Origin of the sequence: Rhodococcus sp. IEGM 1307 (genome assembly GCF_030056915.1) — a bacterium.
GTDB lineage: Bacteria > Actinomycetota > Actinomycetes > Mycobacteriales > Mycobacteriaceae > Rhodococcus_F > Rhodococcus_F opacus_D.
In genome coordinates, this window is the sequence record NZ_JASHKW010000012.1 from 115,148 (window position 1) to 141,761 (window position 26,614).

Annotated in this window: 29 protein-coding genes; 14 read left to right on the forward strand and 15 right to left on the reverse strand. The window is 68.3% G+C overall.

Annotated elements, in window-relative coordinates; genetic code table 11:
* Positions 1 to 54 precede the first annotated feature (54 nt).
* The 5 genes from QM841_RS23525 to QM841_RS23545 all read right to left on the reverse strand — a co-directional run bounded on the left by QM841_RS23525 (position 55) and on the right by QM841_RS23545 (position 4,054).
* Positions 55 to 810: an AIM24 family protein gene (locus QM841_RS23525; RefSeq protein ID WP_283333767.1), complete on the reverse strand. Its 756-nt coding sequence runs from the start codon at positions 808 to 810 to the stop codon at positions 55 to 57.
* Positions 807 to 1,508 carry an AIM24 family protein gene (locus tag QM841_RS23530; protein WP_283333768.1) on the reverse strand — a complete coding sequence of 234 codons (702 nt, stop codon included), beginning with the start codon at positions 1,506 to 1,508 and terminating at the stop codon, positions 807 to 809. Before QM841_RS23530 ends, QM841_RS23525 begins: the two co-directional genes overlap by 4 nt.
* 5 nt (positions 1,509 to 1,513) lie before the next feature.
* Positions 1,514 to 2,137, reverse strand: coding sequence for an AIM24 family protein (locus tag QM841_RS23535; protein ID WP_280780522.1), 624 nt, complete (start codon positions 2,135 to 2,137; stop codon positions 1,514 to 1,516).
* Positions 2,138 to 2,217: 80 nt separating this feature from the next.
* On the reverse strand, positions 2,218 to 3,360 hold the full coding sequence (locus QM841_RS23540) for a DUF475 domain-containing protein (protein WP_280780618.1): 1,143 nt from the start codon (positions 3,358 to 3,360) through the stop codon (positions 2,218 to 2,220).
* Positions 3,361 to 3,478: 118 nt separating this feature from the next.
* Entirely contained in the window at positions 3,479 to 4,054 is a 576-nt protein-coding gene (locus QM841_RS23545; RefSeq protein WP_009475137.1) for a TerD family protein, read from the reverse strand.
* A 258-nt stretch (positions 4,055 to 4,312) separates the two neighbouring features.
* Here QM841_RS23545 and QM841_RS23550 point away from each other — a divergent pair, with 258 nt between their 5' ends.
* From QM841_RS23550 to QM841_RS23580, 7 genes are all read left to right on the forward strand, one after another.
* Positions 4,313 to 5,434: a hypothetical protein gene (locus tag QM841_RS23550; protein ID WP_283333941.1), complete on the forward strand. Its 1,122-nt coding sequence runs from the start codon at positions 4,313 to 4,315 to the stop codon at positions 5,432 to 5,434.
* Positions 5,435 to 5,446: 12 nt separating this feature from the next.
* Positions 5,447 to 6,649, forward strand: a complete 1,203-nt coding sequence (locus QM841_RS23555; protein ID WP_283333770.1) for an HpcH/HpaI aldolase/citrate lyase family protein — start codon at positions 5,447 to 5,449, stop codon at positions 6,647 to 6,649.
* The gene (locus QM841_RS23560; protein ID WP_283333771.1) at positions 6,646 to 7,929 is read left to right on the forward strand and encodes a phosphoribosyltransferase family protein; all 1,284 of its coding nucleotides are present in this window, start codon (positions 6,646 to 6,648) and stop codon (positions 7,927 to 7,929) included. The genes QM841_RS23555 and QM841_RS23560 overlap by 4 nt, the downstream gene beginning before the upstream one ends.
* The gene (locus QM841_RS23565; RefSeq protein ID WP_283333772.1) at positions 7,926 to 9,035 is read left to right on the forward strand and encodes a cysteine protease StiP family protein; all 1,110 of its coding nucleotides are present in this window, start codon (positions 7,926 to 7,928) and stop codon (positions 9,033 to 9,035) included. Before QM841_RS23560 ends, QM841_RS23565 begins: the two co-directional genes overlap by 4 nt.
* Positions 9,032 to 9,910 carry an HAD family hydrolase gene (locus QM841_RS23570; RefSeq protein ID WP_280780518.1) on the forward strand — a complete coding sequence of 293 codons (879 nt, stop codon included), beginning with the start codon at positions 9,032 to 9,034 and terminating at the stop codon, positions 9,908 to 9,910. Before QM841_RS23565 ends, QM841_RS23570 begins: the two co-directional genes overlap by 4 nt.
* 62 nt (positions 9,911 to 9,972) lie before the next feature.
* Positions 9,973 to 11,220: a TerD family protein gene (locus tag QM841_RS23575; RefSeq protein WP_280780517.1), complete on the forward strand. Its 1,248-nt coding sequence runs from the start codon at positions 9,973 to 9,975 to the stop codon at positions 11,218 to 11,220.
* Positions 11,221 to 11,228: 8 nt separating this feature from the next.
* Positions 11,229 to 12,797, forward strand: a complete 1,569-nt coding sequence (locus QM841_RS23580) for a TerD family protein (protein ID WP_283333773.1) — start codon at positions 11,229 to 11,231, stop codon at positions 12,795 to 12,797.
* Positions 12,798 to 12,818: 21 nt separating this feature from the next.
* On the opposite strand, the gene QM841_RS23585 is transcribed toward QM841_RS23580, so the two are convergent.
* The 4 genes from QM841_RS23585 to QM841_RS23600 form a co-directional block, all read right to left on the reverse strand.
* Positions 12,819 to 14,225: an ABC1 kinase family protein gene (locus tag QM841_RS23585; protein ID WP_283333774.1), complete on the reverse strand. Its 1,407-nt coding sequence runs from the start codon at positions 14,223 to 14,225 to the stop codon at positions 12,819 to 12,821.
* Positions 14,226 to 14,342: 117 nt separating this feature from the next.
* Positions 14,343 to 15,197 carry an LLM class F420-dependent oxidoreductase gene (locus tag QM841_RS23590; protein WP_280780514.1) on the reverse strand — a complete coding sequence of 285 codons (855 nt, stop codon included), beginning with the start codon at positions 15,195 to 15,197 and terminating at the stop codon, positions 14,343 to 14,345.
* Positions 15,198 to 15,252: 55 nt separating this feature from the next.
* Complete coding sequence (locus QM841_RS23595) at positions 15,253 to 15,819, reverse strand: hypothetical protein (protein ID WP_283333776.1); 567 nt, start codon at positions 15,817 to 15,819, stop codon at positions 15,253 to 15,255.
* Between the two features lie 76 nt (positions 15,820 to 15,895).
* Positions 15,896 to 16,216 carry a GYD domain-containing protein gene (locus tag QM841_RS23600; RefSeq protein WP_283333777.1) on the reverse strand — a complete coding sequence of 107 codons (321 nt, stop codon included), beginning with the start codon at positions 16,214 to 16,216 and terminating at the stop codon, positions 15,896 to 15,898.
* A gap of 82 nt (positions 16,217 to 16,298) precedes the next feature.
* Between QM841_RS23600 and QM841_RS23605 the strand changes: the two genes are divergently transcribed.
* Both QM841_RS23605 and QM841_RS23610 read left to right on the forward strand, forming a co-directional pair.
* Entirely contained in the window at positions 16,299 to 17,114 is an 816-nt protein-coding gene (locus tag QM841_RS23605; RefSeq protein WP_280780512.1) for a DUF72 domain-containing protein, read from the forward strand.
* 61 nt (positions 17,115 to 17,175) lie between these two features.
* Positions 17,176 to 17,649, forward strand: coding sequence for a hypothetical protein (locus QM841_RS23610; RefSeq protein ID WP_283333778.1), 474 nt, complete (start codon positions 17,176 to 17,178; stop codon positions 17,647 to 17,649).
* 5 nt (positions 17,650 to 17,654) lie between these two features.
* Here the strand turns inward: QM841_RS23610 and QM841_RS23615 are convergent, their stop codons facing one another.
* Positions 17,655 to 17,972, reverse strand: coding sequence for an ArsR/SmtB family transcription factor (locus QM841_RS23615; protein WP_016882591.1), 318 nt, complete (start codon positions 17,970 to 17,972; stop codon positions 17,655 to 17,657).
* An 88-nt stretch (positions 17,973 to 18,060) separates the two neighbouring features.
* Between QM841_RS23615 and QM841_RS23620 the strand changes: the two genes are divergently transcribed.
* A complete protein-coding gene (locus QM841_RS23620) occupies positions 18,061 to 19,119 on the forward strand; it encodes an SDR family oxidoreductase (RefSeq protein WP_283333779.1) in 1,059 nt (352 codons plus the stop codon).
* Between the two features lie 12 nt (positions 19,120 to 19,131).
* Here QM841_RS23620 and QM841_RS23625 read toward each other — a convergent pair whose 3' ends face one another.
* Positions 19,132 to 19,656, reverse strand: coding sequence for a MarR family winged helix-turn-helix transcriptional regulator (locus QM841_RS23625; RefSeq protein ID WP_280780508.1), 525 nt, complete (start codon positions 19,654 to 19,656; stop codon positions 19,132 to 19,134).
* 66 nt (positions 19,657 to 19,722) lie between these two features.
* On the opposite strand from QM841_RS23625, the gene QM841_RS23630 reads away from it, so the two are divergent.
* On the forward strand, positions 19,723 to 21,135 hold the full coding sequence (locus QM841_RS23630) for an FUSC family protein (RefSeq protein WP_283333780.1): 1,413 nt from the start codon (positions 19,723 to 19,725) through the stop codon (positions 21,133 to 21,135).
* A gap of 6 nt (positions 21,136 to 21,141) precedes the next feature.
* On the opposite strand, the gene QM841_RS23635 is transcribed toward QM841_RS23630, so the two are convergent.
* A complete protein-coding gene (locus QM841_RS23635) occupies positions 21,142 to 21,531 on the reverse strand; it encodes a hypothetical protein (protein ID WP_280780506.1) in 390 nt (129 codons plus the stop codon).
* 5 nt (positions 21,532 to 21,536) lie between these two features.
* On the reverse strand, positions 21,537 to 22,136 hold the full coding sequence (locus QM841_RS23640) for a TetR/AcrR family transcriptional regulator (RefSeq protein WP_009475118.1): 600 nt from the start codon (positions 22,134 to 22,136) through the stop codon (positions 21,537 to 21,539).
* 94 nt (positions 22,137 to 22,230) lie between these two features.
* On the opposite strand from QM841_RS23640, the gene QM841_RS23645 reads away from it, so the two are divergent.
* The 3 genes from QM841_RS23645 to QM841_RS23655 all read left to right on the forward strand — a co-directional run bounded on the left by QM841_RS23645 (position 22,231) and on the right by QM841_RS23655 (position 25,113).
* Positions 22,231 to 23,280 (forward strand): ABC transporter permease, encoded by a 1,050-nt coding sequence (locus QM841_RS23645; protein ID WP_283333782.1) that lies wholly within the window; start codon positions 22,231 to 22,233, stop codon positions 23,278 to 23,280.
* Between the two features lie 20 nt (positions 23,281 to 23,300).
* Positions 23,301 to 23,969, forward strand: coding sequence for a SanA/YdcF family protein (locus QM841_RS23650; RefSeq protein WP_283333783.1), 669 nt, complete (start codon positions 23,301 to 23,303; stop codon positions 23,967 to 23,969).
* Positions 23,970 to 24,036: 67 nt separating this feature from the next.
* Positions 24,037 to 25,113: a VIT1/CCC1 transporter family protein gene (locus QM841_RS23655; RefSeq protein ID WP_283333784.1), complete on the forward strand. Its 1,077-nt coding sequence runs from the start codon at positions 24,037 to 24,039 to the stop codon at positions 25,111 to 25,113.
* Here the strand turns inward: QM841_RS23655 and QM841_RS23660 are convergent.
* A complete protein-coding gene (locus tag QM841_RS23660) occupies positions 25,036 to 26,100 on the reverse strand; it encodes a GAF domain-containing protein (protein WP_283333785.1) in 1,065 nt (354 codons plus the stop codon). The genes QM841_RS23655 and QM841_RS23660 overlap by 78 nt on opposite strands.
* An 80-nt stretch (positions 26,101 to 26,180) precedes the next feature.
* Positions 26,181 to 26,495: an ArsR/SmtB family transcription factor gene (locus QM841_RS23665; RefSeq protein WP_280780503.1), complete on the reverse strand. Its 315-nt coding sequence runs from the start codon at positions 26,493 to 26,495 to the stop codon at positions 26,181 to 26,183.
* Positions 26,496 to 26,614 lie beyond the last annotated feature (119 nt).

Genomic DNA, 26,614 nt, shown 5'->3' on the forward strand with positions numbered 1-26,614 from the left:
AGTGCTCCCCGTCCCTGCCGCAACTCTTCGCTCAGCCTGTCAATCGCCTGGGTGTCAGTGAGGCTGCTCCGCCAGTTTGGCGGCGATCACGCCGTTGAGCCGTTGCAGACCGCTCGGAGTGATGCCGTGGATCTGCCCCTCGATACTGCGCACGACATGCGTGTCGCTGAGGACCTTCTCACTCGACTGGATCAGAACCGTTCCGGCGCCGGTGAAGTCGAACTGCCGTTCCTCCCCGGAGTTGATTCCCATCATGTGGGCGCCCGCCGCGAGGAAGTTGCTGATCCACCCCTGGTCGTAATGGTGACTCGGGGACGGGCAGTCGGCCCACCCGACGAGCGCCTCCGGATCGATCCGCAGCGGCGGCTCGGCGAACATCACCGGGCCGTTGGACGACGCCAGGAACTTGCCGGTCCCGATGAGCGTCAGGAATCCCGGCACGATGGACTGGTTCAGGGCCAGACCCGGTTCGAACGCAAGGAGATTCGACGCCCGGATGGTGAGGTTGCCGTCGTCGAGGTCGTACGAGTTGATGTCGTAACCGCGGTCGCCGATGATCAGTTTCCCGAATCCTTCGGCCACCGCATAGTCGCCCATGTACAGCGGTGCGGAGAACTGGTTGGCGACCATGTGCAGTGCGGCGCCGTGCAATCCGTGGGTCAGGGCCTGGAACTGCATCTGACCGTAATAGGCGATCATCGCACCCTTGCGGATGAACCAGGGCGCGGTGAGGTCGATGCAGAATGCGTAGCTGTTGTCGGGAATGTTGTCGCTGGCGCCGAGAGTCGACGGATTGTGGATGGCGGTCACAGTTTCTCCTCCGAAGCCTGAACGTAGACGAGGCCCTGACCCGTGCACTGCAATTGCATTGCTTCCCCGACCCCGCGACCCATGGCCTCACGCCAGCCGACGGCGGATTTCAGTTCCACCTGGACGCTCCCGTACGTGCCGACGAAAGCGTCGGGGTCGACGAACACCGGATTCGGGCCGCCGACAGGGAGTTCGATGAAGCCGCCGTGTGCGAGCAGCACCGCCGACCCGTACCCGGACAACTGCGTGGTGAACATTCCGGTCCCGGAGAGGGCGCCTGCCGCCGCGCCGCGTAGGGCGCCGAGCATGCCGCGTCCGCCGCCACCACCGCCCTGACTCGTCACGGAGATCACCGAACTCTGCAGTCCCGCATTGTGCGCGAGCAGCCGGGACGCCTCGACACACAGCGCGCCACCCTGCGACATGTCGACGACATGCACCTCGAGTCCGGCGTGACCGTAGTGCACCTCGCCCTGCCCCTGCGCGAGCATCGTGCGTTCGTGCTCGCCCTGCATCATGCGTCCGGCCATCCGGGTGAAACCACCCATGCCCGCCATCGACTGGGAACCCGGCACCTGATGCGGCGAGAACTGCACCTGACCCGTGTAGAACAACATCGCACCCGTGCGCGCCACCACACCGCCTGCGGCGCCGACGTCGACCTTGACGACCTTCGAGTTCACTTTCGAGAAGACCATGGGGCTCACCGCTCTGCCGGTTGAATGGAGACGACGCCGTGACCGTCCCACTTGAGGGAGAAGGCCTCACCGTTGCCCTGGCCGACGGCGCTGCGCCACGACACGTCGGTCACGAACGACTGCGTCACCTGCCCGCGCGCCGAGACGAACGCGTCGGGATCGACCACCAGCGGGTACTGCGGCGACACCTCGAGGTGGATGAGTGGCCCGCCCGCCGACAGCAGTGCCACCTGACCCTGGCCGGAGACGGTCGTGGTGAACAGGCCCTGACCGCCGACCCCGCCGCGTAGTCCGGTGAACGTGACGTTGGTGTTCAGGTTGCCGCTCAAGGCGAGCAGCTGCTGCGATTCCACCTGCAGGGTCTCGTTCGCCAGGTCGACGACGGAGACGTACTGACCGCCCACCGCGAGGTACACGACACCGTGGCCGGAGCATTCCATCAGCGACAGGGCCTCACCCGTGGCGCGCCTCTTCATTCCGGCGAGGACCCCGTCACCGCCACCGAAACCTGCCGACTTGAAACTGACATTGCCCTCGTAGGCGATCATCGAACCCTGTATCGCCCGGATGGTGGTTCCGGCGAGCTGCGCCTCCACCACCTTCTTCGACTTGTCGAGCAGCCGCCCCATGGGTGCCCTTTCCAGTGTCGAGCGGCAGTGCCCGTGACCGAGTCACGAGCACTGCCGCTGGATGTGAGTACAGGCAGAACTTAGCCGACGGACACCGGGTCCTGCTCGTCTACGTCGTCTTCCGCTTGGCCCGCCGTCGCGACGGCCTTGCGGTTGCGGACGATGCTGGAGATGAAGGCGGCACCGATCAGGGCGACGCCGACGAGTCCGGTGACGTTCTCGTTGACGTGGTAGCCGATGGACACCAGCAGGATCACGGCCAGTGCGCCGATGGCCCAGTGGGCGCCGTGCTCGAGGTACACGTAGTCCGACAGGGTGCCCTTGCGGACCAGGAACACCGTGATGGACCGGACGAACATCGCGCCGACGAAGCCGAGGCCGAGGGCGATGATGATCGGGTCGGACGTGATCGCGAACGCGCCGATCACACCGTCGAAGGAGAATGACGCGTCGAGGACCTCGAGGTAGAGGAACAGGAAGAACCCGGCCTTACCGGTGGCCTTGGCCAGCTCGGTCGGTCCGCCCTTGGACCCTTCGACCAGTTCTCCGTCTTCGTCTTCCCCCGGAGTGTTGAACAACTCACCGAGACCGTTGACGGCGATGTAGGTGACCATGCCGAGGACGCCCGCGATCATCACCGTGGAGACCGTGTCCGCGGGGGCGATGTACGCGGCGGTGATCAGCAGCAGGGCGCCGGCGATGATGACGGCCAGCTGGTCGAGCTTGCCCGCGCGGGCAAGGGGCTTCTCCAGCCAGGACAGCCAGGTGATCTCCCGCTCTTCCAGGATGAAGCCGAGGAACAGCATCAGCAGGAACATGCCGCCGAACGCCGCGATCTGCGGGTGCGCGTCGGTGAGCAGCGTTTCGTAGCTGGCGCTGCCGTCGGGGAAGTACGCGGCACCGTCGGCAGGCGGGTTGAGAGCCAGGTCGAGGGCGGCGACGGGGCCGAGACCGGACGCGAGCCACACGATGACGAGGGGGAAGACCAGACGCATACCGAACACCGCGATGACGATGCCGACGGTGAGGAAGATCTTCTGCCAGAACTCGCTCATCCGGCGGAGCACGGTGGCGTTGATGACGGCGTTGTCGAAGGACAGTGAGATCTCGAGGATCGACAGGATCACCACGAGGAGGACGGCCTGGGGGCCTCCGTAGAGCGCCGCGATGATGATGGAAATCACCGTCACGGCGAAGGAGAGACCGAATATTCGCAGAACCACGAAGCGTGGCCTTTCTCTAGTGGGCATGCAGGGTGGCTACTGCAGGTGGACGAGCACCGGGGGAGGGTTTCACGTCAGGGCCGTGAAACCCTCCCCCGGCTGGAGAACGTGACGACTGTCAGACGTTGACGCCGTAGTCGCGGGCGATACCGGCCAGCCCGGACGCGTAGCCCTGTCCGATGGCGCGGAACTTCCACTCCGCACCGTTGCGGTACAGCTCGCCGAAAACCATAGCGGTCTCGGTCGACGCGTCCTCGGACAGGTCGTAGCGGGCGAGCTCGTTGCCGTTGGCCTGGTCGACGACGCGAATGTAGGCGTTGCGGACCTGACCGAACGACTGCGAACGGGTCTCCGCATCGTAGATCGAGACGGGGAACAGGATGCTCTCGATGTTCGCGGGGACCGCCGCCAGGTTGACGTTGATCACCTCGTCGTCGCCCTCGCCCGCACCGGTGGTGTTGTCACCGATGTGCTCGATCGAGCCGTCGGGGGAACGCAAGTTGTTGAAGAACACGAAGTGCTGATCCGACACGACCTTCTTGTCGGCGCCCGCACCGATGGCACTGGCGTCGAGGTCGAAGTCGGTGCCGGTGGTCGAGCGGGCATCCCATCCGAGTCCGACAGCCACCGCGGTCAGGTTCGGCGCCTCCTTCGTGAGAGAAACATTGCCGCCCTTGGTCAAGCTGACGCCCATTCAGGGGTCCTTTCGAGAGGAGGTGGGTGGACCCTCGACAACTGTCGAAGTTCCGGGTTCGTCGTGCAACACCACGATAATGAATTTGTCCGACTTGTCCCATCCCGCGAACTGTCCACAGGTTTGTGCACAGGCAATTCCGGACCACTCGGGGTTGTCGGCCCGACCAGTACGATTCAGGACGTGACGAGCGGATGGGCGGGACGCTTCCGAGGAAGAGCCCGGGGCGACGACTCGGCTCGTCGCGCCCACGACACGATGGTCGCAGCGTTTCTCGATATGGACAACCGGCAGAGCATCGCCGCCGCGGCCGTGGACGCCTCGGACCAGCTGACTCCGGAACGCGGAATCCGGCGGGCCTGGGAACCGGTTCGCGACGGGTGCTACCAGGCCGCGACGGCGTACCTGGCGGCGGAAGACCAATTCGAGAACGTGCAGACACCCGCGGCGGCCGCCGCGTACGAGCAGGTGACGCGGCAGTTGGTGGCGGCGACGCAGTCTCTCGACGAGTTCTATCGCACACATCGGGGCCATCTCGAGGAGTCGACCGCGATGCTGGCGGCCGTACCCCAACTCGCCCAGCAGGCGCTTCAGGTCGCCTCCGCGGCGCAGCAGCGGGTGCAGACCGAGGGCGGCGCGTACGCCGGCTACCCGTCGGTGCGCGACCGGGGAGCGGCGCTCGAGGCCGCGGTCGTGGCGCTGCAGGGCGCCCGTGGCGCCAATCCGGTCCGCGAAGCGGCAGCGCGCGTGCGGGAGGAGTCGGCGGCGCTCGAGAAGGCACTGGCCGCGGCCCCGTCCAAGGAACTGGACGCCGCTCACGCCGTGTCGTCGGTGACGACGAGGATCGCCGCGGTGCAGACGCGGGCGGAACGGCTGGCGCCCGCCTACTCCGCCCTGCTGCGCGAGTTCAACGCGGCCAGTTCGGCGGATCTCGTCCACAACGACCGCGAGAGCCGCAGGCACATCGAGCAGGCGCAAACCGATCTGCAGCAGGCGCAGAAGGCTCTGACCGCCGGAAATCCGGAGGGGGCGCTGGATCTGACCGCCGCCGCGCGGACCCATCTGGTCGACGCCGAGGCGAACGTCGACGGTGTCACCGATCGCCTGCTGTTGCTGCGGGAGGTCCGCGAGAACCCACGGGCCAAGGAGAACGAGATCAGATTTCGCCTCCGCGACGCCCAGATGTTGGCTGTCAATCGTGGTCTCGTGCGGGAATGGGGATCGGTCCTCGACGCTCAGCTCGAGCGGATAGACCGAATTGCAGGGACACTGACCGGGAGGCATCCCGACTACTGGGCGTACGTCGCCCAGCTCGATGCCGTGTCGGCGTTCATTGCCGAGGTGGTTCAGAAGATGAGAGGACACACAGGACAGCGATGACATGGGGGGACGATGAGCATTAGCGAAGAAATGATGCCGGCTGCGGTAAAGCACGTTCGGCACTTCCACCACCTCGATCCCGGGACGCACGGCCGGCTGTTCCTGCACGCTCCGCAGGCTCTCGGGCCGGACGAGGATCGCACGGTGCTGGCCGTCGCGCTGGGCGCGACGCTGTACGTGCCTGCGACGAGGTCCGACCTCGCGGACACGATCCTTCGCCGGTCCGGTGACGGGGTCTGCTCGATGGTCCTGGACCTCGAGGACGCGGTGGCCGACGATCAGGTGGAGGCGGCGCTGCTCAACGCCGTCGACGCGCTCGATCGGCTCGCCGTCCACGGTGGTGCGCGGATGCAGTTGTTCGTGCGGGTGCGGGCGGCCGAGGACCTTCGGCGGATCGCCGACCTGCTGACCACCGGCGTCGAGGTGTTGTCCGGATTCGTGATCCCCAAGTTCGGTGGTGCGACGGGACGTGCATTCCTCGACGAGCTGGCCGCGGCGTCGGAGCGGCTCGGCAAGCACCTGTACGCGATGCCGGTGCTCGAATCGCCGGCACTGGTGCACCGGGAGACCCGCGACGACGAACTCGCGAAGATCGGTGAACTGCTCGTCGAACACCGCGAGCGGATCCTCGCCGTGCGCATCGGCGCCACCGACATGTGTGCCACGTTCGGCATCCGCCGCGACCGCGACCTGACGATCTACGACGTGCGGGTGGTCGCGGACGCGATTGCCGGCATCGTCAACTTCCTGGGCCGCGCCGACGACACCGGACACGTCATCACCGGTCCCGTGTGGGAGTACTTCGCCGACCACGAGCGGATGTTCCGGCCGACCCTGCGCGCCACGCCGTTCGAGGAGCACAACGAGGTGCGGTTCCGTCAGCAGCTGGTCAGCCGGGATCTGGACGGTCTGCTGCGGGAAATCGCCCTCGACCGCGCCAACGGCATCCAGGGCAAGACGGTCATCCACCCCACGCACGTCGCGGCCGTGCACGCCCTGTCCGCGGTGACGCACGAGGAGTACCACGATGCGCTCGACATTCTCGGCGCCGAGGGCGTCGGCGGCGTCCAGGCGTCGGGATACCGCAACAAGATGAACGAAATGCGCCCGCACCGCAGCTGGGCCGAGAAGACACTCGTCCGGGCGAAGGTGTTCGGCGTGACAAACGAGGGAATCACGTTCGTGGATCTACTGACCGCTCTGGCCGTCCGATGAGCTCACCCACTGCCGTGCGCGCGGTGCCCTGGGCCACGGAACACCTGGGGTTGACGCTCGCCCACGTGGGTTCGGGCACGGGGCTGACCATCCCCGAACTCGTCGAGCCCGGCCTGCGGCGCAACCCGCGTCGTGCCCACCTGCTCGTCTCGACGGTCCTCGGCAAGCACGTGCCCACCGACCCGGGTGCCGTGATCGGCGCGGGCGACCGTCTCGGCGATCTGGTCGCCGACGTTCTCGGACCGGATGCAGATCCCGTGGTGCTCGGATTCGCGGAGACCGCAACAGGTCTGGGGCATTGTGTCGCGGCCCGGCTGCGCGCTCGGTGTTACCTGCACTCCACGCGCCGGGACGTCCCCGAGATCGGGACGTCCGCCGGGTTCGAGGAGGGGCACTCGCACGCGACCAGCCACCAGCTGCAGCCGACGTCCGTCGAGTTGTTCACGGGCGATCGCCCTCTCGTCCTCGTGGACGACGAGATTTCCACCGGCGCCACCGCGGTCGACGCGATCCGCGCGTTGCACCGGCAGAACCCGCGCAGCCGTTACGTCGTGGCGTCGCTCGTCGACATGCGCGAGCAGGGCCACCGGGACGCTGTCGACGCCGCCGCCGCCGAACTGGGGGTGCAGATCGACAGCGTGAGTCTGGCGGTGGGGCGCACCGAGCTTCCCGACGGCCTGATCGACTCGGTCGGTGCCCTTCCGGAACCGGTGCTCAACCCCGTCGGTGAGCGGACCGGGGCCGTCGAGCGCGCCGACATACCGTGGCCCGCAGCGGTTCCGGAAGGTGGCCGGCACGGGTTCCTGCGGGAAGACACCGAAGAGTTCGATGCGGCCGTCGCGTCGGCGGCCGCGGTGCTCCGGGACCGGCTCGATCCGCAGCGCCCGGTGATCGTCGTCGGACACGAAGAGCTGATGTACCTGCCTCTGCGAATTGCGGACGCGCTCGCCACGTCCGGTGTCCGGGTTCGTTTCCAGACGACCACGCGGTCACCCGCCTACGTGCTCGACCAGCCGGGATATCCGCTGCGCCGAGGATTCCGTTTCACAGCGCCCGAGAACGGTGAAGCGCAGCCGCGTTTCGTCTACAACGCCGAGTGGCCGGACGAGGACGCCGTCGTGGTCGCGGTGATCGACGCCGCGGCCGACACCGACCGGCTCACGGCGGCCGGCGGATTCCTCGACGTGCTCACCGCGTCGGGGACGGATGTGCTCCTGGCCGTCGTGTCCGGCGCCGACCCGCGGTCGCTGCGCGCCGCACGTGCGGGAGCGTCGACGTGACGGCGCCGCTGACCGGCCCGGCGTTCGGTTCGTACTCCGCCGACGAGGTGGGCTGGCTGCTCAAAGACCTGTCGCACGTCGACCTCGAAGCCGATGTCGCCGAGCGGGAGCGCCGAATCCAGTCGGGTGAGTCCCACTACGCAGAGACGCTGCCCATCGAGTACCAGCCCGACGCGGAGTACCGCGAGCTGTTCGAGAAGGTGCTGCAGGACAGCTCCATCCGGCTGGCGCGCGCCGTGGGGACGGTCACCGACCTCGTGCTGGCCGAGCGGGGCCGCGACGTCACCCTCGTGTCACTGGCGCGGGCGGGAACCCCGGTGGGTGTGCTCATGCGCCGCTGGGCGCGGGACGTCCACGGGTTGACGCTGCCGCACTACGCCGTCTCCATCGTCCGCGACCGGGGGATCGACGCCGTCGCGCTCGACTACCTTGCGCGTCATCACGACTCGAAGAACGTGGTGTTCGTCGACGGCTGGACGGGCAAGGGTGCCATCGCCCGCGAGTTGTCGCAGGCACTCGCCGAGTACCGCGAAGCCGGTGGCGCCGAATTCGACGACGACCTCGCCGTCCTCGCCGATCCCGGGCACTGCGTCCGCACGTTCGGCACCCGCGACGACTTCCTGATCGCCTCCGCGTGCCTGAACTCGACCGTGTCGGGCCTGGTGTCGCGGACCGTCCTCAACGACACACTGATCGGACCCGGCGACTTCCACGGCGCCAAGTTCTACGCGCACCTGGCGGGCGAGGACGTGTCCAATCATCTCCTCGATTCCGTCGGCGCGTCTTTCGGGGACGTACGCGAGCACGTTCCCGGCGACGTCGAGGACCTGCTGCGGTCGGACCGCACCCCCACCTGGGACGGCTGGAAGTCCGTCGAGGCGGTCCGGGAGCAGTACGGGATCTCGAGTGTGAACTTCGTGAAGCCGGGCGTCGGCGAGACCACCCGGGTGCTGCTGCGCCGGGTGCCGTGGCGGGTGCTCGTCCGCGATCTCGACGCCCCGGAGCACGCACACATCCGGCTACTCGCCGCCGCGCGGGCGGTCCCCGTCGAAGAGGTCCCCGGCCTGGCCTATTCGTGTATGGGCCTGATCAAGGATGTGACATGACCGCGCTGATCGCGACCGACCTCGACCGCACCATGATCTACTCGCGCGGGGCCATGGAACTCGCCGTCACCGAGAGTGACGTGGCCGAGCGGCCCGGCGACGAGGACCTCCTCTGCGTCGAGGTGTACGACGGCAAGCCGCTGTCCTACGTCACGTCGGCCGCCGAGGCCATGCTGCGGAAGCTCACCGCGTCCGCCGTGGTCGTGCCTACCACCACGCGCACCGTCGCCCAGTTCCAGCGCATCGACCTGCCGGGGGCGCCGTGGCGGTACGCGATCACGACCAACGGCGGCAACATCCTCGTCGACGGGGTGCCCGATGCGGGCTGGCGGTCGGGTGTCGACATCGCGATGGCCGACGGTGGAGCCTCGCTGGTGGAGGTCGGCGCCGAGCTGAGCCGACGCATCGACGACAGCTGGGTGCGTTCGTCCCGGGTGGCCGACGAGTTGTTCTCCTACCTGGTCGTGGACCTCGACGCGATGCCGGCCGGCTTCGTCGAGGAGTGGAACGACTGGTGCGTCGACCGGGGATGGGGGGCCTCCCGGCAGGGCCGCAAGATCTACACGATGCCCGACGCGGTGTGCAAGAGCCGCGCGGTCGCGGAGGTCCGTACGAGGCTCGTCGACGACGGAGTGCTCGCGCCGGAAGCGCCCGTGCTGGCGGCCGGGGACGGGGCCCTCGACGCGACCATGCTCAGTGCCGCCGACGCCGCCATCCGCCCCCGGCACGGCGAACTCGAAACCCTCGACTGGCAGCACCCGACCCTGTCGGTCACCGGAAGCAGCGGTATCGCCGCTGGTGAGGAGATCCTGCGCTGGTTCGCGGACCGTGTCGCGCGGGGTGCGGGGACGACGGCCGTCGGCTCTCTTTTGTAGGTTGTAGGCAAACAGACCAAACGGGACAAACCCGACGCTCCCACAGTGAAGGAACCACCGCAGTGTCCACTCCGCTAGCCAAGGGTCAGAACGGCCCGCTGAGCGTCGACGACGTCATCGTCTCCCTCGAACTGACGGCCGCCGCCGACCTGTCCGCGCTGCTCGTCACGGACTCGGGGAAGGTCCGTTCGGACGCCGACTTCGTCTTCTTCAACCAGCCGACCGGTCCCGGGGTGCAACTCGTGCCAGGAGCCACCGGGCAGGCGGCCTCGCTGAAGGTGTCGCTCGGCGCGGTGCCTGCCGACATCGCGCAGGTGCGCGCGGTCATCACGCTCGACGACGCCACCAGTAGCTTCGGCCGCTCCGCGCCGCCGACCGCCCGGGTCGCCGACGGCGCCGGAAACTCGCTGTACGAGTACAAGATCGAGGGGCTGAACTCCGAGTCGATCGTCATCGCGCTCGAGCTGTACCGACGCCAGGGCGCCTGGAAGGTGCGGGCCGTCGGGCAGGGCTATGCCGGCGGGTTCGCCGCACTGGTCACCGATCACGGCGTGTCCGTCGACGACGCCCCCGCACCCGCCGTCGCTCCCGTCCAGCAGCCGCCGGCGCCCGCACCGGCACCGCAGGCCGCCTACCCGCCGCCCGCCGCACCGGTTGCGCCCCCGGCTCCCGCTGCACCCCCCGCACCCGCCGCCCCGTCCGCTCCGGCCGAGGTCAGTCTCACCAAGGCACGACCGGTCAGTCTCTCCAAGGGACAGAAGGTCACGCTCCGCAAGGACGGTGGTGTCGCACTGACGTACATCCAGATGGGACTCGGCTGGGACCCGATCGAGAAGCGCGGCATGTTCGGGAACCGTTCCGCCAACGTCGACCTCGACGCGTCGGCGGTCCTGTTCGCGGACAACAACATGGTCGACGTCGCCTACTACGGTCAGCTGACGTCGAAGGACGGGTCGATCCGGCATCAGGGCGACAACCTCACCGGTGAGGGCGCCGGCGACGACGAGGTGATCCTCGTGGATCTCACTCGCATTCCGCCGCACATCTCGACCATCGTGTTCATCGTGACGTCGTACCGCGGGCACACGTTCGAGCAGGTGAAGAACGCCTTCTGCCGCCTCGTGGACACCACGTCGTCGGCCGAACTCGCCCGGTTCACGCTGCAGGGCGGGATGCCGTTCACCGGAATGGTGATGGCCAAGGTGTACCGAGTGGGCGGCGAGTGGAAGCTGCAGGCCATCGGTGAGGGCATTCAGGCCAAACACGCCGGTGAGGCCGCGCCTCAACTCGCCCGCTTCCTCGGCGTCTAGGGGCGGCGGTGACGGTCCACCTCGTTCCGGGGCAGAACGCCCCGCTGCCGTCGCGCGTACTGAGTTTCCGCGCAGTCGATGCGACGCCGATCGACGTCTCCGTGTTGATCGTGGACGGCGATCTGCGCACGCTGTCCTCGGACCATTTCGTGTTCTACAACCAGCGCCGCGCCGCCGGGGTGGAACTCGACGCGGACGGAACGGTCCGGCTGCAGCTGGACGAGGTGGACGCCGCTGCGGCGGGCGTGCTCTGCGTGGTCAGTGTCGATCCGGCGTCCCCGAACGGTCGGGCGACGCTGGCCCGCGAGGGGCTGTCGGCCACGCTCGCCGACGAAAATGGTCTTCCCCTGGTCGTTTTCGACGTCCCGCTGGTCGGTTCCGAGGCGGCCGCGATCTGCCTCGAGATCTACCGGCGCGGCACCGAATGGAAGGTGCGGGCCGTCGGGCAGGGATACGACGGCGGCCTCGCCGAACTCGTCTCCCGGCACGGGGTCGAGGTGGACGAACCCGCACACCCCGTCGCCGAACAGATTCCGGCGACACCCGGTCCTGCGGGCATCCCGCTCGACCCGGCCCACTCGTTCGAGAGGGCGTGGATGATCTTCGAGGATGCCGCCCGGTCCGCGGCCTCCTTCCGATCCTCCCGCGACTACGCGCAGGCGCGGCTGGACGACGAACTGTCCGAGTCGGTGGCCGACCCGTCCACGCGCAACAGTCCCGCGGTCGTGCAATCGCAGGCCAGGGCGCAGGAGCGGTGCGATGCCCTCGTCGCCGAGGCGCAGCGCAAATTCGACGGCGAGACTTCGCAACTGGCCGACGAACTCCGCGCCATCGACCCGCTGCTGCCGCGGTCGCTGGCCACCTTCGAATCCGCCGCCTGGACGAGCCCGGTCACCGCCACCGCGGTAACGGACGGGCTGAGGCTCGGCGAGTTGTCCGCACCCGATCTCGGTGAGCTGCGGGTGCCGTTCTGCGTCCATTACCCATTGGGGCGTCCGCTCTGGATCGTCGGCGATGCTGCCGAGGCCGCACCGGTGGTCGCGGCGCTGGCGGCGCGCATGCTGGTCGCGTCACCTGCGCCGGCGCAGCGGTTGGAGGTGGTCGACCTCAGCGGCTCGCTGCGCACGTTCACCGAACCCCTCGGCGCACGTCTGGCTTCGCCGGTCGTGTCCTCGGCGTCCGACATCACCGCCCGCCTCATCGCGCTGTCCGAGAGCGTCGACCTCGCCGAAATGGCGGCCCGCAGCGGAATCCGCGACACGCTGCCGGAGCCGCGGCTGGTGATCCTGGGCGACTTCCCGCACGGGTACGGCGCTGAGGACGCCGCCCGCATCGTGCACCTCGCCGATCACGGTCCCGCGGTCGGGACGTCGCTGATCATCGTCGGCGACAGTGCCTCGGCAGATTCGGATCCGGGTGTCGCGGTGCTCGCACGCATCGCGCAGCAGGTTCCGACGTCGGGGGTCCTCACCGTCTCCGACCCGTGGACCGGCAACGACTGGATTCTGACACCCGACCGGCTCCCGGATCACCCCCTCCACCGGGCCTCGGTGCTGGATTCACTGACCGGGCAGTAGATCCCTCGCCGCGAGCTCGCGTCACTCGTCGGGCAGTTCGACCCCGAGTTCGAGGGCCTTCGCGGCGACGGCGTCCGGGAAGACGTTGCGGAACAGGAACAGGTCCTGCCCGATCACCCAGCCGGGGGCGAGTTCCGTGGCATACCGCTCGAAGTAGCCGAGTTGCTTCCCGAACAGGACGAGTTCCTCGGGGCTGGCGACGCCCCATTTCTTGCCGATGCCGATCAGCGCCATGATGAGTTCGCTGAGCCGCAGCTCACCGAGGTCCCGGCCCAGCAGGGGTGCGAGGGCGGCGGCCACCTGGAGTCCGATCTCGTCGTCGGTGGCGTCGTTGTCGGTCGCGTAGCCGAGGCCCCGGATTCCGCGGGCCATCCGGGAGAAGTCGCCGTCGATCAAGGTCGCGTAGAACATGTCGCGCAGGATCTGCCGCCACGACTCGGGGAGCTCACCGACGATGCCGAAGTCGAGCATCGCGATGCGTCCGTCGTCGAGGACCCACAGGTTCCCGGCGTGCACGTCGCCGTGGAACGGGCCGTGGAGGATGACGGACTCGATCCACACCTTGACGCCGCGGCGGATCAGCATCCGGGTGTCCATGTGGACGAGGTCGGGGAACCGGTCGAGCGGCAGGCCGTACATGCGTTCCATGCAGATGACGTGCGGGCCGCAGTAGTCCCAGTACACCTCGGGGGTGGTGACGCCCTTGTTGTCGCCGAACGCCCCGATGTTGGTCCTGAACCGGGCCTGCCGGTCGGCCTCGACCGCACTGTTGAGTTCGGTCATCGTGGCCGCGTGGAGGTCGCGGATGATGGCGGTGGCGTTGGCGATGCGGAAGAACTCGAACAGCTTCTCGAGGATCCGCGCACCCCAGTACGCGGTGCGCAGGTCCACCACCATGCGGCGGAAGATGTCGGGGCGTTGCACCTTGATGACGGCTTCCCTGCCGTCGGGGAGTACGCAGCCGTGTACCTGCGCAACGGAGGCGGCCGCGAGGGGGACGTCGTCGAACGACGTGAACAGCGCGTCGACGGGATGCCCCAGGTCGGCTTCGATGACCCGGCGGGCCTCGTCGGCGGGCACCGGCGGCACGTCGTCGAGACATCGCAGACAGGCGTTGGCCAGCGGGGCGGGGAACACGCCGGAGGACGACGCCATCAGCTGACCGACCTTGACGAACGTCGGGCCCAGCACCTCGAAACCGTTGACCAGGCCCTCCGACGCCGCGTCCGCAAGGGTGCGGCCGCGACGTCGGACAGGCCAGGTGACCAGCGCGAACAGGGTGTAGGCGACGACGACCACGCCGATGACGATCGCCCGCCACAACTCCGCGGCGCGGAAATGGTCGAGGCTCGCGGAGTGCACGGTCAGGGCTGCAGGTGGCGGCCCCGAAGCGTACGGGCCGACCGGACGTGCCGTTGGCTCTTGCACAGTTCCTACCTTGCGTTCAGTCCTGCCTGCCGTTCAGAAGGGGACCATACCCCGACCGTTTCGGCGAACCCCTTTCAGTATGCGGTACCCGCCATCACATCATTTCGTTAGCAGAACTCAGAGTCCCAGCGCGCCTGCGAGTTCCCGCAGGGCAGGCACCGGATCGTCGCCTGCGGGGAGTACCTGGATGGCCACGTGATCGGCGCCCGCATCCAGATGTTCCCGGAGGCGACCGGCGACGTACTGCGTGTCGCCGTGGGCGGCGAGCGCGTCGATGAGGTCGTCGCTGCCGCCGTTCTCGATCTGCTCGTCGGTGTACCCGAGCCGTTTCAGGTTGTTGACGTAGTTGCGCAGGTGCAGGTACGGATTCTCGACGGCCGAACGTCCGATGGGGCGAGCGCGTTCCGGATCGGTGTCCAGCACGACCTTCTGCTCCGGCGCGATCACCGGGCCCGGGCCGAGCAGCTCCCGCGCTTCACGGGTGTGCTGCGGCGTGGTCAGGTACGGATGGGCGCCGGCGGCGCGGGCTGCGGACAGTTCGAGAACCTTCGGACCGAGCGCGGCCAGGACGCGTCGTCCCGCCGGGACGCCGGCAGCATCGAGGGCGTCGAGATACTCCACGAGCGCGGCGTACGGCTTGCTGTAGTTCAGGCCGGGCTGTTCGGGATGGCCGACGCCGATGCCGAGGAGGAAGCGCCCCGGATGACGGGCTTCGAGCCGGTGGAACGAGGTCGCGACCTCGTCGGCGGGGGCGGTCCAGATGTTCACGATTCCGGTCGCGACCGTGATGGTGGATGTCGCGTCGAGCAGGCGTTCGGCGACGTCGAGGTCGGCAGGCGGGGAGCCGCCGATCCAGATCGCGCCGTAGCCTGCCGATTCGATCGCTGCACCCACGTCGGGGGCCAATCCGCCGGCGTGACGCCAGACGCCGAACTGTCCGAGCTGCGGGGTTTCTGCTGTGGTCTCCGTCATGTGGCGTGCAACCTTCCCTCGTGGACATTCATTCCGGTGTTTCGGATTGTGGCTCTCAGGCCTGGTGCAGCCAGGAGCGGAACAGGAGCGCGCCCGCGGCGGCGAGCACGAGCGCGACGGGAACAGCCCACACCGGGCCATCCTCGCCGAGCAGACGCCGAGTGAGTCCGGCCAGCAGTGACGCGATGGCCTTCAGGATCCACATGGCGACCGGCACGAGCAGCACACCGAGCACGAGATGCACCAGCCACGCGCCGGCGAGCGTCGGGCCACCCCAGCTGTACTCGTAGGAACCGTCGGTGATCAGCCCGTAGAACAGGCCCCGGAACGCGGCGATCACGCTGAGGAACGCGAAAAACCAGGCCACCATCCCGATCAGGAGCGACAGCAGCGAGTGCGCCAACACGCGCAGCCACGACGGCGAACGCCGGTCGATCCGCTCCGACTCGCTCGGGTCGGCGGCAGCGAGTTGCCACCGCCCGGCCCAGCCATGTCGTCCGGTCGCCGCCGCGCCGAGCGAGACGAGGCCTGCGGGAAACGCCCTCAGCGCGAACAGGGCACGGCGAGCGGACTCGGTGGTGAACGGGTTCACCGTCGTCGAGTCGGCCTGGTCAGTTGACATGGCTCGACGCTATCGACCGACTCCGCCACCGCACATCATCCTGCAGAACGATATTCGCTACCGCAGGGGTAGCGGATCAGCTGCCGGGCGCCCGGTACTCGGCGTCCCGGCCCACCGCGTCGTCCACCTGCTCCGGCGTCAGCAGCACCACCGATTCGGACCTCGCCGCACCGGAAGCGGTGGTGCGGATCCCGAGCGCGGCGGCCGCGACGTCGTCCGGCACGTCGCCGATCACGAACAGATCCCGGCCACCCAGTGCGAAGTAGCAGGATTCGACTGTGCCCCCGACGCTTTCGACCATCTGTGTGATCGCGTCGCGTCGTGCGGTGCCGCCTTCGGCGAGTAATCCCTTCGCGCCTTCCGGTGAGTACGTGACCTGCCAGAGATATCTCGGCATCAGTGCCTCCTCGATTGTGGGTCCTCTCATGGTTCTCCCGGGACGGGCCACATGCAATAGGTTCCGGCGCTAGGGTCGTGAGATGGCTGAGGCCCGCGTAGGTATCTCCGGCTGGACGTATCCCGGTTGGCGCGGTGACTTCTACCCGGACGGTCTGGCCCATCGCAAGGAGTTGGCCTACGCCGCGGGGCGATTGACGTCGATCGAGATCAACGGGTCCTTCTATTCGTTGCAGCGACCGACGAGTTACGCGAAGTGGCGTGACGAGACACCGGAGGGTTTCGTGTTCGCCGTCAAGGGCGGTCGCTACATCACCCACATGAAGAGGCTGGTCGGCGCCGAGGCGGCGCTGGCGAACTTCTTCGCATCCGGGGTGCTCGCGTTGGGTCCCAAGCTCGGACCGCTGCTGTGGCAACTGCCCCCGACGCTCGCGTTCGATTCGACGAGTCTCGCAGCGTTCTTCGACCAGCTGCCGAGGACGACCACCGATGCCGCGGCGCTCGCGTCTCGACACGACGACAAGCTCACCGACGACAGGGCGTGGACGGAGACGGACGCCGATCGCCCCGTCCGCCACGCGCTCGAGGTCCGGCACCCCAGTTTCGACACGGAGGAGGCGAGGGAGTTGCTCTGCGCGCACGACGTCGCGTTCGTAGTCGCCGACACGGCAGGCCGGTACCCGTACGTGGAGGCAGTGACGAGCGATTTCGTCTACGCCCGGTTACACGGCGACAAGGAGTTGTATGCCAGCGGATACACGGACGAGGCGCTGGACGAGTGGGCCCGCAAGTTCGAGCGGTGGCTCGGGCAGGGACTCGACTGCTTCGCCTACTTCGACAACGACATGAAGGGGTACGCGCCGTTCGACGCGCTGCGGCTGATCGAACGGCTGCGCTGAGTGTCGGTGCCCCATGGCACAGTGAGCGCTGATCGACGGAGACGAGAAGAGGATCTACCGGATGTGGCCCACTCATTGGCCTGCTGTCGCGCGTGACATCGCCGAGGCATTGGACGCCGCCATCGTCGCGGGGCGCGCGTCGGACGCGTCGGCGCTGACCGAGGCGACGGAGGAACTGGCGGCCCTGCCTGCGGAGCAGGTCGGTGCGGTGCTGGCGGGGGTGGTCCGGGAACTCCTCGAGACGTTGCACCCGGACGGTCTGACGGGAGAGGACGTGCAGGACGTCCTGACCCGCTGCGCGCGGGCGGCGGCACTCTGGTTTCCGGCCGTCGACGTCGACTCGCTGGTCACCGTGCTGACCGGTGCACTCGGCGTGGCCGATGTCGAGGAGGACCCGCGCAGACCGGAGCGTGCGGTGGAGGCCGCGATCCTGGTGATCGCCGATCTGCTGAGTGCGGCGGAGGTGCCCGCCGACGGTTACGTCCGCCGGGCGCTCGACGAGATCGCGCGCGCCGAAACCGTCGAGATGCCCTGATTCGTTCAGAGTTCGGTGCGGATGTGATCGGCCAGCCGGGCGATCCGGTCCTCGTTGCGGCGGTAGTGGGTCCACTGGCCGATCCGATGGCTGGTGACCAGTCCGGCGCTCTGTAGGGCGGCCATGTACTGCGAGGCCGTCGATTGGGAGACCTCGGCCCTCGCCTGAATGTGCTTCAGGCACACGCCCACCTCTTCCGCGGGTTCGAGCTGTGGGGGAAAGCTGTCGGGGTCCTTCAGCCACTGCAGGATGCGTACGCGGGTCGGGTTCGACAGCGCCTTGAAGACGAGGGCCAGGTCGGTCGCGTCCGGAAGTTCACTCACAGACCCATCGTACCGCCATATCGCGATTTTCCGATATGTGTGCTTCACTCGGTATATCGCAATTTCGCGATATGACGATAGGAGTCGAATGATGGCGAAGCGCAGAGTTGCAGTGGTCGTCGGTGCGCGCGGGGTGATCGGCGGAAATCTGATCGACCACCTCGAGGCAACCGGGGAGTGGGAGATCATCGGACTGTCGCGACGCGGCGGACCCGACACCGGCCGGGTGCGGCACATCGCGGTCGATCTGCTCGACCAGCGCGACGCCGCCGAGAAGCTGGGTGAACTGCGCGACGTGACCCACATCTTCTACGCCGCCTACCAGGACCGTCCGTCGTGGGGGGAGCTCGTCGCGCCCAACGTCGCGATGCTCGTCAACACGGTGAACGCGCTCGAACCCGTGGCTGCCGGGCTCGAGCACATCAGTTTGATGCAGGGCTACAAGGTCTACGGCGCGCACCTCGGACCGTTCAAGACGCCGGCGCGCGAGAGCGACCCGCCGCACATGCCGCCCGAGTTCAACGTGGATCAGCAGCAGTTCCTCGAAGGCCGTCAGCGCGGCAAGAGTTGGACGTGGTCCGCGATCCGCCCCTCGGTGGTGTGCGGATTCGCTCTCGGCAATCCGATGAATCTCGCGCTGGTGATTGCCGTCTACGCGACGATGTCGAAGGAACTCGGCGTGCCGCTGCGGTTTCCGGGTAAGCCCGGCGCGTACACGAGTCTGATCGAGATGACCGACGCCGGACTGCTGGCGGAGGCGACCGTCTGGGCCGCGACCACCCCCGAGTGCGCGAATCAGGCGTTCAACATCAACAACGGCGATCTGTTCCGCTGGGACGAGATGCTGCCGAAGATCGCGGATTTCTTCGACCTGGACGTCGCACCGCCGCTGCCGATGTCGATGGACGTCGTCATGGCCGACAAGGAGCCGGTGTGGAACGACCTCGTCGCGAAGCACGGGCTGGCGCCGACGCCGTACTCGGACGTCTCGTCGTGGGCGTTCGGCGATTTCGTCTTCGGCTGGGACTACGACGTCATCGCCGACGGTTCCAAGGCGCGCCGGCTGGGTTTCCACCGTCACGTCGAGACCGAGCAGATGTTCCTCGACATCTTCCGCGACCTTCGGGCCCGGAAGGTCATTCCCTGAAAGACAAGGGGACTACCGGCGAAGCCCGGATTCGACGTTGGCGGCGATCCGCCGGAGCAGCCCGGCCAGGACGGCGCATTCGTCCTCGTCGAGCCCGGCGAGAAATTGCCGATCGCGTTCGACGCGCTGCGGGAACTCGGTGTCGACGAGTTGCCGCCCGGACTCGGTCAGGTGGAGCAACACGACGCGCCCGTCGCGTTCGAACGGTAGCCGTTCCACGAGTCCCAGCCGGGCCAGGCGGTCGACGTGTTTGGTGGTGGATGCGCCGCTGAGCATCGTCACGGCGGTGACCTCGCTGGCCCGCAGTGGCCGATCGCTGCGGGCGAGTACACACAGGACGTCGAACTCGGCGCGCGAGACCCCGCTCGCGTCCAGGGCACGGTCGAGTTGCTGCAGGGCCTGGGATCCGATCCGGGTGATGCGGCCCATCACTTCGATCGGTGACGTGTCCACTTCGGGATGGGTCTCGGCCCATTCGCGTCGAACGCGATCGGTGAAGTCCTCATCCGGACGTGGGGCAGTGCTCATGAAAACCATCGTAGCGACCAACTTCACACTAATTCAGAACTATTTTACTAGTGAAGTATACGGTACGCTGAGGCCATGCAGGCTTCCCCTCGATACGCACCCGACCTCAGCCGGCTCCATCACTCCCGTGGGGCGCTGGCCTATTCGATGGCGCCGTCGACGTGGCGCGGTGCGTTCGAGGTCCGGAACGCCGACGCCACCATCGCTCCCGCGCTGCGGGTGGGTGCGGCGACGGCTCTGGTGCTGGTCATCGGTGGTTTTCTCGGGCACGGCAACCTCGCGGGCTTCGCGGCACTCGGTGCGCTGACCGCCGCGTTCGGTCGATACGAGCCGTACCCGCGGCTCGCCCGCAAGGCGGGACTCGTCGGTGTCGCGCTCATCGCCTTCGTCGCCGGGGGAGCGCTCCTCGGTGCGGCGGGACTGTCACTCTGGCTGCAGATTGCGGTCATGTCCGTCGCGTCGGGCGTCGCCGCCTGGCTGCTGGCGGCGTTCCGCATCGCCGGTCCCGGGCCGGTCATCCTGGTCTTCGCGGCCACCGCGGCGGTCGGACATGCGACCCAGCTGTCCGATCTCGGCCCGGCGGTCGTGGCCGTGGCGATCGGTGTCGTCGTGGGCTGGCTCGCCGCCATGACGCCCTGCCTGTTCGTTCCTCTCGGTCCCGCCCGGCTGGCGGTGGCGCGGGCACTCGCCGCTGCCGCGGAACTGCAGCGTGCACACGACACCTCCGCGATCGCGTCCGCACGCAAGGCCATCGACAACGCGCGTGACGTGATCGCCCACAGCGGGCGGGGCCGGGACGGGCACTCCCACCAGTTGTTCGCGCTTCTCGCCGAAGCGGACACGGTCGTCGATCGGTGGGCGCACGAGCGTGACCACGACACTCTGCGTGCGCTCGTCGATCACGAGTCCGAACTGCGTAAGGTGAAGCGCCGCAGTGATCTTTCGGCCTTCGGTGCGGAGACCCCGGTGCTGCCGCAGCCGGGTGGCTTCTTCGCAGACGGCCTCCGTGCGCTGCGGTCGCGAGAGGGGATCGTCAACGCGGCCCGTATCGCCGCTGCCGCCGCGCTGGCCGGATGGATCTGTGTGGCAATGGGATTGGAGCATCCGCTGTGGGCGTCGATGGGCGCGATGGCCGCGATGCAGGGTTTCAACTTCAGCCAGACCGTGCAGCGGGGAATTCAACGCCTCGTCGGTAACGTGGCGGGCGCCGTCCTCGCCGCCGGGCTGATCGCCGCCGCGATGGGGTACTGGCAGACCGTCGTGGTCATCGTGGTGCTGCAAACCGTGACCGAACTGGTGGTCATCAAGAACTACGCGTTCGCGTCCGTCGCCATCACCCCCATGGCTCTGCTGCTCACCGGTCTCGGGTCGGCGGTCGCACCGGACATCGCGGTGAGCCGCATCGTCGACACGCTCGTCGGTGTGGTGGTCGGGGTGATCGTCTCCGCTGTCGCGATCAGCCGGACCGACCACCATCACGTGGGCTGAGGCCGCTCAGATCCCCGTCGCGGAGACGTAACCGGCGAATCCGATCGCGCACGCGCCTGCGCAGAGGATCAGGGTTCCGCATGCCACCGGCCACGCGATCGTGCGCCGCGCGATGCGCGCGATCGTGACCATTCCGCCGATCACGGTCACGAGTGCGGCGACCGCGAGCGCCACGCACACCGCGATCCACGCGTTCTCGGCGCTGCACGTCTCGGGCGGGCAGTAGTCCAGGAACAGCAGCCAGAACAGTCCCGCGACCGCGGAGATGCTGGCGACGGCGACCGCGACGACGAGTGCGGCCGCCGACACCGCCACGTCCCAGCCGTTCAGCCGCGGCTGATCGTCACCCGTATACGGGTGATTCCATGGCTGTGGCAGAGGCCCCCCAGGCTGCATTCCCGTCACAGTACATCGGACTCCGGGAGGATCGGCGGCGGCAGCGCAGCCCCGTCCGGGCGCAACCCGGCGAGGAACACCGTGATCAGCCGCGGAACGAGATTGGCCGTCGCGTCCTCGAACATCAGCACGTGGGGCCGGGTGAGCATGGCGATCCCCATGATGATCTCGAGCGGCACGACGTCCTCGCGCACCAGCCCGACGTCCTGGAGCCGGTGAATGAAGTCGGTGACCGTCGCCTTCGTGAGCTCCCTCGACTCGCGGACGTCGGGTGGTAGCTCGTCGAGACTGTTGACCAGCGCGGGAACCAGCGCTCCCATCCGCAGTTCGACCACGGCGTCGACGAACCGCCGCCACGCTCCCTCGGGGTCGTCGCCGCAGTCGTCCAGTCCCCGGACGGCGAGTTCCCGGACTTCGGCGAGCGTCGTCCGGGCCACGGCGTGGGCGAGCTCGTCCCGGCTCGGAAAGTTCCGGTAGAGGGTGGCGATCCCGACGCCGGCTCGCGCGGCGATGGCGTCGAGGGGCGCGTCGTGCCCGCGGTCGGCGAACACCACGCGGGCGGCCTTGATCAGGGTGTTGCGTCGTTCCAGCGCGTCTGCCCGCACGATTCCACCTCTTCCGTTGACAACCCAGCATAACCGGAGGAATATTCTCCACAAGGAACGGAGGGATTTCCTCCACTTAGTGAAGGGGAGTCCGATGACCACCTCGGATACCGGGACAGTCGCGCCGCGCACGGCGCCCACCGGGCGGTCGGCGCACGGCCCGTCCGATCCCGTAAAACTGACCGCTGTCGTGCTGGGACTCACCGCGGTGATCGCGCTCATGCTGCTGGCGTTCGCGTTGCCGGCCGTCAACAGCGGCCCGCACGACCTCCGGCTGGGCGTCGCCGGACCCGACGCGGCCGCCACCAGGGTCGACAACGCGCTCGCCGCGGGACACCCGGGCGCGTTCGTCACCGAGCGCTTTCCCGACGCCGACGCGGTCCGGACGGCGATCGAACACCGGGAGGTGGTCGGCGGCATCGTCGCGACACCGGACGGCATGAAGGTCCTGTCCGCCGGCGCAGGCGGGGCGCCCGTCGCGCAGACGATGAACGGCCTCGCGGCGGGCATGAGCAAGACTGCGGGACAACCCGTTCCGGTCGAGGACGTCGTTCCGCTGACGGCCGACGACCCCGCCGGCGTCGGTCTCGGCGCCTTGGCGCTTCCCCTGGTCTTCGGTGGCATGATCCCCGCGCTCGCGCTCGTGCGGCTGTTTCCGCGCAGTGTCGGGCGACGGGTCGCCGGGGCGGTGCTGTTCGCCGTGAGCGCCGGGGCGGTGCTGACGGCAATTCTGCAGTTCGGCCTCGGAAGCGTCGACGGCAACTACTGGACGACCACCGGTGCTGTCGTGCTCGGCATCGCCGCCATCTCGCTGACCGTTCTCGGGCTCGAATCGGTGCTGGGCACAGCGGGATTCGCGCTCGGAGCGGTGACTATGATCTTCCTTGCCAACCCGCTGTCCGGACTGGCGACGTCCGCGGCGTGGCTGCCGTCGGGGTGGGGCGCACTCGGTCAGTTGCTGCCACCAGGAGCGGCGGGAACCGCGGTGCGATCGACGGCGTTCTTCGACGGACACGGAGCCGGTGCGGCGGTACTCGTGCTGACCTGCTGGGTTCTGTTCGGGCTCGGCCTGTGCCTGGCATCCGGACTGCGTGAGCGCGGACTGCGTGAGCGGCGCGCCGGGGAAGAACCGGCCGTCGCCTGACGCTGTGGTTTGATGGCGGCATGGGGGAACGACGGATCGTCCGCCGACTGGTCGGCATCGGAGCGGGCCTCGGCGCGCTCGCCGTCCTCGTCGTCGCGGCCTCGACGGTGTGGATATCGCGGGAGGCCTCCGGCCATGTCTACGACGTCGACGACGCACCCGAGGCACCGGTGGTCATCGTCCTCGGCGCGCAGGTGCGCGACGGCAAACCCCGGGAGTACCTGGCCGGACGCCTCGACGTCGCCGTCCGTCTCGTGCAGGACGGCCGCGCGCGGGCGGTCCTCGTCTCCGGTGACGGAGCAGGCAGATCCGGCGACGAGATCGCGGCGATGACGGACTACCTGGTCGAGAAGGGCATTGACCCCAGCAAGATCGTCGGCGATCGATACGGGCTCGACACCTACGACACGTGCGCTCGCGCCGTCCAGACGTACGGTGTGACCACGGCGCTGATCGTCACGCAGGGATTCCACGTTCCCCGCGCGGTCGCGCTGTGCCGCGGTGCCGGGATCGACGTCGCCGGTGTCAACGCCGGATGCGAATGCCGCCCGATCACGATGGCCAGGAACACCGTGCGCGAATCGCTGGCCCGGCCGAAGGCCGTCCTCGACCTGCTGTCCGGGCGCGATCCTGTGGTGGTCTCCGAACCGGAGGACTCACTCGGGAAGGCGCTCGCCGCCGAGGACTGACCTCGAAGCGCCGCGGTGGGGAGGGCGCGTCGGTAGGCTTCTCCCGTCGACGATCGGGAGGCGGACGATGGTTGGTGCACGACCGGATCCCGGTCCGCGTGAAATCCGGAAATGGCGTCGCTACCTCGCCGACGAACGCGCCGAGGCGGCCGTCTACCGTGACCTCGCGAAACGTCGGACCGGTGAGGAACGCGAGATTCTGCTGGCGCTCGCCGACGCCGAGGGACGGCACGAGGCGCACTGGCGCGGGCTGCTCGGCGAACATGTCGGCAAGCCCGTGCGCGGTGATCTCCGCACTCGCATCCTCGGTGTGCTGGCCCGTCGGTTCGGATCGGTGTTCGTGCTCGCCCTCGCGCAGCGCGCGGAGACCCGGTCGCCGTACCCGACCGACGTCGACGCCACCGACGCCATGGGCGCGGACGAGCGGATCCACGAAGAGGTGGTGCGGGCGCTGGCGGCGCGCGGGCGAAATCGGCTGTCCGGCACGTTTCGTGCCGCCGTGTTCGGTGCCAACGACGGCCTGGTCAGCAACCTCGCCCTCGTGCTCGGCATCAGTGGTAGCGGCGTCGACAATCACATCGTTTTGCTGACCGGCCTCGCCGGTCTGCTCGCGGGCGCGTTGTCGATGGGTGCGGGCGAGTATGTCTCCGTGCGGTCGCAGCGTGAACTGCTCGAGGCGTCGGCGCCGGGGCAGGGCGCCCGTGAGGCAGTGCCGCTCCTCGACGTCGACGCGAACGAACTTGCACTCGTGTACCGCGCGCGGGGCATGCCCGCGCAGGACGCCGAGAAACGCGCGGCCGACGTGCTGCGGAGAGCCGTTCAGCCCGAGCCCGTTTCGGGTACGGAAACCGCCGACGAGCACGAGGCCATCGGCACCGGGCTCGGTGCGGCTGCCGCGAGTTTCTGCTTCTTCGCGTCCGGTGCGGTGATTCCCGTGTTGCCGTACCTCTTCGGCATGGAAGGCACCGCCGCGCTCGTGGTCGCTGCTGCGCTGGTCGGCGTCGCGTTGCTCGGGACCGGTCTGGTTGTGGGGTTGCTGTCGGGTGGACCCCCGGTCAAGCGCGCGTTACGCCAGCTGGCAATCGGGTACGGCGCAGCCGCCGCCACTTACCTGCTGGGCATGCTGTTCGGGACAGGCGCCTGAGAACGTCATCATCACCACGGGTGTGGAGCCGTAGCCGGGGACGGGAAATGTGCGCACCGTGTGCCGGGACCAGGACCCGTCGGACAGGGCGACGCGGGCGACTCCGGGAACACGGGCCGTGATCCGTTGCCGCACCGCCGCGAGGTCTTCGCCGTGCAGCAGTCCGATCTGCCCGCCCTCCGCCGCGGCAGACAAACCCGCCAGCGGTGCGGTGATCCATTTGATGGCGTACCCGTGCTGTGAATCGACCAGTGCCGCATGAACCCCCGCGACCGCGTGCACGGTCGACGCGATATCGGAGTCCATCACCCGGATCGCCAGTTCGCCGACGTCGGTCTTGTGCGTGACGTCGTGATCGACGCCCCGCAGCACCACTCCCTCGGGTGTCGCGACGGCTCGGCGCACGAACCGGACGAGGCGCAGCGTTCCGTCGTCGTGGCGGGCGATGAGTTCGCCGGACAGGAACTCGCCGTCCCGCGCGTTGTCGACGCGTTCCATCAGCACCGCGATGTCGGAGAGCCGCGGCACCCTCCGGTACAGGTCGGCGAGACCGAAGTAGTCGTGCTCCGGCCGGGTGTCCGCCACCCCGTACAGATTCCGGAACTCACGTGTCCATCGAGTGCGTCGCGGACCCGCCGACACGGACAGGTTCCATTCCCACCCTGCCGCCCGGTGCGGTTGGGGCACCGGACTGTCCGCACGACCGGTGAAGATCTGCACCGCGAGGACGTCTCCGCCCGGACCGAGTACCGGTTTCCCCACGACGAGATCGATGTCGCCCACCGTCTCACCGAGGGTCACCTGCACCGGCTGTCCCGACGACCTGACCGTGTCGATGGCTCCCGTCACCAGCGTCAGCATCCTGCCGCGGTAGACGTTGCCGAGCGGCCGGCACTGCCGCTGTTTGATGCCCTCCGCGATCACCGTCGGTGCGTCTCCCAGGATTTCGACCAGTATCCAGCCGTCTCCGCTTCCCCGTTGTTCCACTCGTACCGCCCCCCTCATGGCGCACGATCATCGCACGGCGGCGATCCGGATGCTCGGCGAGACGGTCGCTGCGACGGCGTTCAGTCCGGTGTGGTCGCGACGGCGTCCAGGAGCCCGGGGAAGCGGGATTCGATGTCGGATCTGCGCAGCTGAGCCATCCGCGAATTGCCGCGGTCGACCTGTTTGATCAGCCCGGCTTCACGCAGAACCTTGAAGTGGTGGCTGCGGGTCGATTTGGACACCGGCAGCCCGAACGACGTGCAGTGACGTTCCGCCCCGTCCGCCTCCACCATGAGCTTCTGCACGACCTCCAGTCGCAGGGGGTCGGCGAGAGCGGCCAGGACGGAGACCAATTGGATCTCGTCGAGCGCGGGATGTCCCTCGGCGTCGGGCACGGCGCACCTCCAGGTTCGGGTCGTCGACCACCAGAGTGGAGGTTCGTCTTGCATCGAACCTAACTCTGGTGCATGGTTCGTATTGTATCGAACCTCTGGTGCACGGGGGCCGCACACTT